This window comes from Kitasatospora sp. NPDC127111 (assembly GCF_042677465.1).
Taxonomy (GTDB): Bacteria; Actinomycetota; Actinomycetes; order Streptomycetales; family Streptomycetaceae; genus Kitasatospora.
The window spans coordinates 72,049-80,311 of the sequence record NZ_JBHXTG010000012.1; the positions used below are offsets into that span (position 1 = coordinate 72,049).

Annotated in this window: 3 protein-coding genes; 1 reads left to right on the forward strand and 2 read right to left on the reverse strand. The window is 73.9% G+C overall.

Going from position 1 to position 8,263, the window contains the following annotated elements:
* Positions 1–23: 23 nt before the first annotated feature.
* On the reverse strand, positions 24–3,650 hold the full coding sequence (locus ACFVHB_RS10815; RefSeq protein ID WP_380318418.1) for a thioester reductase domain-containing protein: 3,627 nt from the start codon (positions 3,648–3,650) through the stop codon (positions 24–26).
* Between the two features lie 205 nt (positions 3,651–3,855).
* Here ACFVHB_RS10815 and ACFVHB_RS10820 point away from each other — a divergent pair, with 205 nt between their 5' ends.
* Complete coding sequence (locus ACFVHB_RS10820) at positions 3,856–7,041, forward strand: putative bifunctional diguanylate cyclase/phosphodiesterase (RefSeq protein WP_380318421.1); 3,186 nt, start codon at positions 3,856–3,858, stop codon at positions 7,039–7,041.
* A 71-nt stretch (positions 7,042–7,112) separates the two neighbouring features.
* On the opposite strand, the gene ACFVHB_RS10825 is transcribed toward ACFVHB_RS10820, so the two are convergent.
* Positions 7,113–8,078 (reverse strand): DUF4331 family protein, encoded by a 966-nt coding sequence (locus tag ACFVHB_RS10825; RefSeq protein ID WP_380318424.1) that lies wholly within the window; start codon positions 8,076–8,078, stop codon positions 7,113–7,115.
* Positions 8,079–8,263: the final 185 nt, after the last annotated feature.

Genomic DNA, 8,263 nt, shown 5'->3' on the forward strand with positions numbered 1-8,263 from the left:
GCCCCGCGAGCCCGGCACCCCGCTCATCGCCGCACCACCCCCAACGGCGGTGCCAGGAAGCCCTCCGCCGCCAACTGCTCCAGATAGCCGTCCAACAGCCCGGCGTCCACCGCCGGCAGGTCGATCCCGCTGCCCACCAGCGCCCGTTCGGTGTTCGACCGGTCGAAGAGGGGGAACGTCGGGCGGAAGTACATCTCGCTGATGGAGAGGTCCGTGCCCGGGCTGCGGTCGACGAAGAGCGGGACGAACGGGGTCATCGGGTGGGTGGGGTGGCCGGCGGCGAAGCGGACGAGGTCCTGGACCCAGGCGTCGTACGGGACTTCGTCCACCGGGTAGCCGTGGGCCCGCAGCCGGGCGGCGAGGTCGGCGAGGACGGCGGGCCGCGGCGAGGTCACGTGGTAGACCTCGCCGTTGGCCGGGGCGTGCGCGGTGATGTGGGCGACGGCCAGGCTGAACCGGTCCGCCGGGACGAAGTCGAGCAGCAGCCGGACGTCCGGGCAACTCCCGCTGTCCGCCATGTACTTGATCAGCGCGCAGATCTCGGTGCCGGTGTTCATCACCCCGGTGGAGAGGTCGCCGGTGACGTCGTTGGTGCGCAGCACGGTGACCGGCAGTCCGGCCGCGGCCGCGTTGTGCAGGAGCTGTTCGGCGACCCACTTGCTCTCCACGTAGCCGACCGCGAGCTTGTCGGGGTGGGCGAGCGGCATCCGTTCGGTGACCTCGACGACGCCCGCCGGCCCGAAGCCGGCCAGCACGGCGAGGGTGGAGAGGTAGTGCACGGGGATGCCGCGCGAGTGGCCGGCCAGCCGGACGATCTCGCGGGTGCCACCGACGTTGGCGGCGCGCAACTGGCGGTACGGGTAGATGAAGTTGACCTGTCCGCCGAGGTGGTGGATGGCGTCCAGGCTGCCGGCGAGCTGTTCGAACCGGTGCTGCGTCAGGCCGAGCAGCGGTTCGGTGAGGTCGCCGACCAGCGGGACGACCCGGGTGTCGGCCAGGTCGTGGCGGAGGAAGCGTTGTTGGGCGGCGCGGATGCGTTCGAGGGCGTGTTCCTCGTCGGGGGCGCGGACCAGGCAGTGGATGCGGGCGCCGGTGGTGCGCAGCAGGGTGTGCAGCAGATGGGCGCCGCAGAAGCCGGTTGCGCCGGTGAGCAGGATCTCGGCGGGTTCGGCGCGGGAGGGGGCGGGCCGCCAGGACTGCCGGACGGGGGTGCCGAGTTCGGCCTCGGCGACCCAGTCGACCGCGGTCTCGCCGAGGCCGTTCCGGGTGGAGCGGGCGGTGCGGGTGGCGACGGCGAAGGCGCGCAGGGTGGAGTCGCCGAGCAGGGAGCGGGTGAGGAAGCGGATCCGGGTGACGTCGATGCCGAACATGATCCGGATCCGGGCAAGCATCTCCATGGCGAGCAGCGAGTTGCCGCCGAGCTCGAAGAAGTCGTCGGCCGGTCCGACCCGGTCGACTTCGAGCAGTTCGGACCAGAGGTGGGCGATGCCGGCCTCGATCGCGCTGCCGTTGCCGTCGGCGGGCGGGGCGTCGTCGGGGCGGGCGACGGTGTCGGCGGGCGCGGCCTCGTCCGGATGCGGGTGGCCGTCCCGCCGCTGCAGTTGCGGGGTGGTGTGCGGCAGCCGGCGGCGGTCGATCTTGCCGTGCGCGGTGAGCGGCATGCTGTCGAGCAGCACGAACTCGGCCGGAACCATGAAGTCCGGCAGCCGGTCGGCCAGGTAGGCGCGGATCTGGTTGCGCCGGGCGCGGGCGCCGGAGCCGGAGCGCTCGGTGAGCGTGTAGTAGGCGGTGAGCACGCGGGTGCCGTCGTCGCTGCCGTCGGCGGCGACACGGGCCTGCCGGACGTCGGGGTGCGCGGCGAGCACCGATTCGACCTCGGCCGGGTCGACGCGGTAGCCGCGGACCTTCACCTGGTCGTCGAAGCGGCCGAGGATCTCCAGGTTGCCGTCCGCCCGCCAGCGGCCGGCGTCGCCGGTGCGGTACATGCGTTCACCGGGCACGGGCGCGTACGGGTCGGGCAGGAACGTTTCGGCGGTGAGGCCGGGCTGCCGCCAGTAGCCCCGGGCGAGGCCGGGGCCACCCAGGTAGATCTCGCCCTTCTCACCCGGCCGGACCGGGGAGAGCCGCGCGTCCAGCACGTGCACCCGCACGCCCGGCAGCGGCCGCCCGATCGGCACCGGCGCCGCGCTCACCCCGCCGGGGTCGGCACCGCCGTGGTCGGCACCGCCGGGCGCGGCGCCGGGACTGCCGGGCACGGCGGTGGTGCCGGGCGCCGCGGCGGTGCCGTCCGCCGCGGCCCCGCTGTGGGCCGCCGCGCCGTGCACCGGGCACCCGTGGGCGCCGCCCGCCAGCACTGCGGGCGTGACCTCGCAGAGCGTCGAGGTGACGGCCGCCTCGGTCACGCCGTACGCGTTGACCAGCCGGACGCCGGGAAGCCGCTCCAGGCAGGTGTGGCAGTCGTCGGCGTGCACGGTGTCCCCGCCGACGACCATCAGCCGCAGGCCGCCGGGCACGCGACCGCCCTCGGGGAGCAGCGCGAGCACGTGGTGCCAGTAGGCGGGCGTGAGGTCGGCGACGGTGAGGCCCAGCTCGCCCATCCGGTGCACCAGCTCGGTGGGCGCCCAGGTCCGCGCGCCGCCGAGGACCAGGGTCGCGCCGGCCACCAGGGTGGCGAGCACCTGTTCCAGCGCGGTGTCGAAGCCGAGCGCGGCGAGCTGCAGCACCCGGTCACCCGGGCCGAGCCCGTAGGCGTGGACGACCCGGTCGAGGGTGAAGACCAGGGAACGGTGGGTGACCGGGACGCCCTTCGGGGTGCCGGTGGTGCCGGAGGTGTAGATCAGGTAGGCCATGTCGTCCGGGGTGGCGGGGTCCGGCGCGGGAGCCGCCGCGCCCTCGCCGGCCGCCCCCGCGCCCTCGTCGGTCTCCGCGCCCTCGCCGGCCGCCCCTGCGCCCTCGCCGGTCTCCGCGCCCTCGCCACCCTCCGCGCCCTCGCTCCCCGCGTCGGCGCCGAGCACGGGGACCCCGGCGAAGCGCCGACCGGGCGCCGCCACCACGACCTCCGCCAGGCAGTCCCTGACCAGCTGTGCCAGCCGCCGCTCCGGGTGGGCCGGGTCCAGGGGCAGGAACGCCCCGCCGGCCTTGAGCACGCCGAGCCAGGCGGCCACCAGGTCCGATCCGCGTTCGAGGCAGACCGGCACCACCCGGTCCGGCCCGACGCCGCGGGCGCGCAGGGCGGCCGCCAGCCGGTCGCTGCGCCGGTCGAGCTCGCGGTAGGTCAGCGCGCCGTCGTCGGCGAGCACCGCGGTCGCCTCCGGATCGTGCGCGGCGCGGGCGCGGAACAGCCCGTGCACGGTGTCGGCGAACCCGGCGCGGGAGCTCCGGCGGCCGGCGCCGCCTCCCCCGCCCGGCGCCGGGGGCCCGAGGCCCGACGGTAAGGGCCCCAGCCCCAGCCCGCCCCAGCGCCATTCGCGCTCCACGTAGGCCCGGCAGGCCGCGCGGCCGTCCGGCCCGAACACCGTCCGCCAGCCGCTCGGAACGGTGAAGTCACCGGGCCAGATCGCATACAGACCGTCCTCGTTGCACAACACGGCGTGACGCCCGGAGTTCGCCTCCGTTCGCACGCCCTGTGCGCCCTCTGGTGCCTCGTCCACCGGCTTGACCTCGTGCTGTGGCGGCAGAATGCTGGGAGATGCGACATTTCCGACTATACGCACTCATGGCCCATTTCGAACGTCCGGCCGCGACCGTCCGGACGGACGCGGCCCCTGCCCGAAGGGCGACCCCCAGGAAGATCCGGTCCTCACCCGAACTCCCCCGCCCCACCGGCGGGGTGATGTCGCGGAGGAGGTAGCTTCGTTGACACGCCGGCGCCAGCGCCTGATGGTCGGTTACCTGCTGTGGATGGTGCTGTTCACCTGCATCTACTACATCAACCCCACCCAGCGGATCATCTGGTGGACGGGCATCGGCCTCGGCGGCGTCACCGCCATCGTGGTCGGAGTCCGTCTCAACCGCCCCTCCCACGCGCTCTTCTGGTACCTGCTGGCCCTCGCCAACCTCAGCTTCACGGCGGGCGAGGTGGTCCAGGTCATCCAGATGCAGTTCCTCCACCTCGGCAATCCCTTCCCATCCGTCGCCGACGGCTTCTACCTCGCCGAGTACCTGCTCTACGCGGCGGGCGTGTTGGGTTTCATCCGCTGGCGGACGGCCCATCAGGACCGCGCCGGCCTGCTGGACGCGCTCATCCTCACCATGGGCATGGCGCTGCTCGTCTGGATCTACCTGGTCCTCCCGTACGCCCGGGACCCGGACCTCACCTGGCTGCAGAAGGCCGTCTCCATCGCCTACCCCCTGGGCGACGTCGTCGTCCTCGCACTGCTGCTGCGCCTGCTGACCCCACGCGGCGGCGGCAGCCGCGCCCTGCAACTGCTCACCGTCGGCACCATCGGCCTGCTGATCTCCGACATCCTGTACGGGCTGATCCAGCTGCACGGCGACTGGCACATCGGCACCCCGGTGGACCTCGGCTGGGCCGCCTTCTACACCGCCTGGGGCGCGGCCGCGCTGCACCCCTCGATGGTCGAGCTGACCAAACCCGTGCCGAGCCAGCAGGTCGACCTCAGCCCCGGCCGGCTGGCCCTGCTCACCCTCGCCTCACTGATCGCGCCGACCATCCTGATCGTCGAGTCGCTGAGCGGGAACACCAGCAACGCCGGGGTCATCGGCGCCTTCTCCGCCGTGCTCTACCTGCTGGTCCTGGCCCGCCTGGCCGTCGTGGTCCACGCCCGGCGGCAGGCCGTCGCCCGGGAACGCGCACTGCGCGAGGCCGGCGCGTCACTCACCGCCGCCGTCACCGTCGAAGAGGTCGCCGACGCCGTCCAGGTCGCCGCCTCCACCCTGATGCCCTCCGAACCCGGCCACGTCGCCCTGCTCGCCGTCACCGAGGGCGGCGTCCTGCACGTCCGGCACGCCGAACGCGGGCCCGCCCAGCACGCCATCGGCGACGGCTCCGACTCGGACGAGGTGCTCGCCCTCGCCGCCGTCCGCGAGACCCGGTTACTGCCCGTCGAGGAGATCGGCAACGACCTCGCCGTCCGTCTCGACGGCATGCCCTCCGCCCTGCTCTGCCCGCTCACCCTGGCCGAACGCCCCTCCGGCGACCCGCTGATCGGCGCGCTCATCGTCACCGGCACCGAGCAGGAGCTCACCAGCCTCTGGAGCTCGCTGGAGATCCTCGCCGCCCAGGCCGCCCTGGCCGTCGAACGCGTCATGCTGAGCCAGGAGGTCAACCGCCGCAACAGCGAGGCGTACTTCCGCACCCTCGTGCAGAGCGCCAGCGACGTCATCCTGATCCTCAACGCCGACGACGGCGTCCGCTACGCCTCCTCCTCCGCCGAACGCGTCCTCGGCTACCCCGACCTCGACGGCACCCTCATCACCGACCTCGTCCCGCCCGAGGACAGCCGCGCCGTCGGCAGCGCGCTCGCCCGGATGCGCGGCCTGGACGGCGGCGCCCGGCCGGCCGGCGAGGGCGCCGGCGGCCGCGAGCCGCAGCGCGAGCACTGGCGGCTGCTGCGGCACGACCGCACCCCGATCGAGGCCGAGGTCCGCTGCAACGACCTGCGCGGCGACCCCACCGTCGGCGGCCTGGTGCTCACCCTGCGCGACGTCACCGAGCAGCGGCAGATGGAGCGCGAACTCACCCACCGGGCCTTCCACGACTCGCTCACCGGCCTGGCCAACCGCGTCCTCTTCCAGGACCGCGTCGGCCACGCGCTCTCCCGCGGCGAGCGCAGCGGCGCCGTCACCGGGGTCCTCTTCATCGACCTGGACGACTTCAAGGTGGTCAACGACACCCAGGGCCACGCGGTCGGCGACGAACTGCTGGTCGCCGTCTCGCTCCGGGTCTCCACCGCGCTGCGCACCTCCGACACGGCGGCCCGGCTCGGCGGCGACGAGTTCGCGGTCCTGGTCGAGGACGCGACCAGGCCGGCCGACGTCGGCGCCACGGCGGACGCCGTGCTGGCCGCGTTCGCCGAGCCGTTCAAGCTGAGCGCGGGCGCGGTCCGGGTCACGGCGAGCATCGGCGTCGCGACGACGGAGGACAGCGTGGACGCGACCGAACTGCTCAGCCACGCCGACCTGGCGCTGTACTCGGCGAAGTCGGCCGGCAAGCGGCAGTGGTGCCACTACCAGCCCGCGCTGCAGGCCGGCCTGGTGGAGCGGCACGAGCTGAACGAGAACCTGGACTCTGCGATCGCCGAATCCAAGTTCAAGCTGTACTACCAGCCGATCGTCGACCTCGCGACGGGGGACCTGGTCGCCTTCGAGGCGCTGGTCCGCTGGCCGCACGACCGGCGCGGCATGGTCCTGCCCGACGAGTTCATCGCCCTCGCCGAGGAGAGCGGCCAGATCGTGCCGCTCGGCGCCTGGGTGCTGGAACGCGCCGCCCAGGAGGCGGCCGTCTGGCACCGCCTCACCAGCGAGCAGCGCCGGTCCGCCGGGCGCCCGCCGCTGCGGGTCAACGTCAACGTCTCGGCCCGGCAGTTCCGCGACGCCGGCTTCGTGGACGTGGTGCGCGGCGCCGTGCGGTCCTCCGGCATCGACCCCGGCGCGCTCGTCCTGGAGCTCACCGAATCCGTCCTGATGCGGCGCGACGAACGCGTCCACACCGACATGCGCACGCTCAGCCGGCTCGGCGTCGGCATCGCGATCGACGACTTCGGCACCGGGTACTCCTCGCTCTCCTACCTGCGCGAGTTCCCGATCTCCATCCTGAAGATCGACAAGTCCTTCATCGACGGACTCGGGCTGTCACAGCAGCAGTACGCCCTGGTCGAGGGCATCACGCGGATCGCCGACACCCTCGGCGTCCAGGTCATCGCCGAGGGCATCGAGAACGTCGAGCAGCGCGACCTGCTCGCCGCCATGGGCTGCCCCCTCGGCCAGGGCTACCTCTTCGCCCACCCCCTCGCCCCCGACCAGGCCCGCGCCCTCGTCCGCGAGAACTCCGGCCTCACCGGCGTCCAGCACCTCGACTGACGGCCGCCTCGACTGACGGCCGCCTCGACTGCCGGCCGGCCGGCGTCCAGCGGTCCGGGTCGCTCCTTCACCTACTTCACCGGGTGGGGGTGGCCCAGGTGGGGGAAGAAGGGGAGCAGGTCGGTGTGCGGGGGGATGTGGTCGCTGGTGATCTTGCCGCCGGTGACCATGGTCAGGCGGGCGGAGGTGACGTCGTCCACCAGGGTGCGGCCGTTGGGGTAGCCGGCCGGGCGGGAGCGGTCGTAGCGGAGGACGTCGGGCAGGACGAGCTTCAGCGTCTCGGTCGCCGCCTCGGTGGTGTAGTCCCCGGTGTGCTGGAGGACGGCCGTCCACGGCTCGCGGTACGTCGCCCAGTCGTCGGCCGGCTCACCCGCGTTGTAGGCGTCCTTGACCTCCTCGGCGTTGAAGTACGCGGTGAGCGAGGGGTGGGCGCCCCGGTCCACGGAGACCAGTTGGCCGCCCTGGCGGAGGCTGACCCGGGCCCAGACGCCGATCGTCGGCTCGGGGCCCAGCTCGGCGTCCGGCGCTTCGAGGGCGATGCCGAAGACGTTGGCCTCGGCCATCGCGTCCCTGCCGGTCCAGGTGAAGTCGTTGACGATCCCTTCGAGGTCCACGAAGAAGGGATCGCTGCGCAGCCCGACGGAGAGCCGGTAGTCGTTGGCCTCGACCACGTGCGGCGCGTCGCCGAAGGCGACCGGGACGGCGCTGAACAGGACGTCCCCGGTCGCCTCGTGCTTCTGCGCCGCCGCCCCGGTGGCGCGCCGCACGGTCACGGTCTGGCCGCCGGCGTCGGGGTCGGAGAAGGTGAACGAGTAGGCGACGTCGGCCCGGTCGTCGCCGTCGTTGTCGATGTTGATCCGGTAGACCGCGTCCGGGTGGAACGCGGCCGCCCGGGTGGGGGCGTACGGGTTCACGTCCATGATGAGGACGGTCCGGCCGGGCGCGCCGGCCGCCGGGAACGCGAACAGGTCGGTGAGGTCCAGCCGGGCGTCACCGCGGGGGGAGCGGAGGTCGGGGCCGCTGAGGTGGTGGGACATGGCACTGTGGTAGCAGCACGGCCCCGACGGGCACGGGACGACACCCGTACAGCGGGCGGGCCGCACCCCGGGTGGGGCCGGGCCCCCCGCGGGGGCCGGAACGGGGCCCCCCCCGCCCCCCCCCCCGCCCGCCCCGCGCCCCCCCCCCCCCCCCCCCCCCCCCCGCCCGGCGCGCCCCGCGGCGA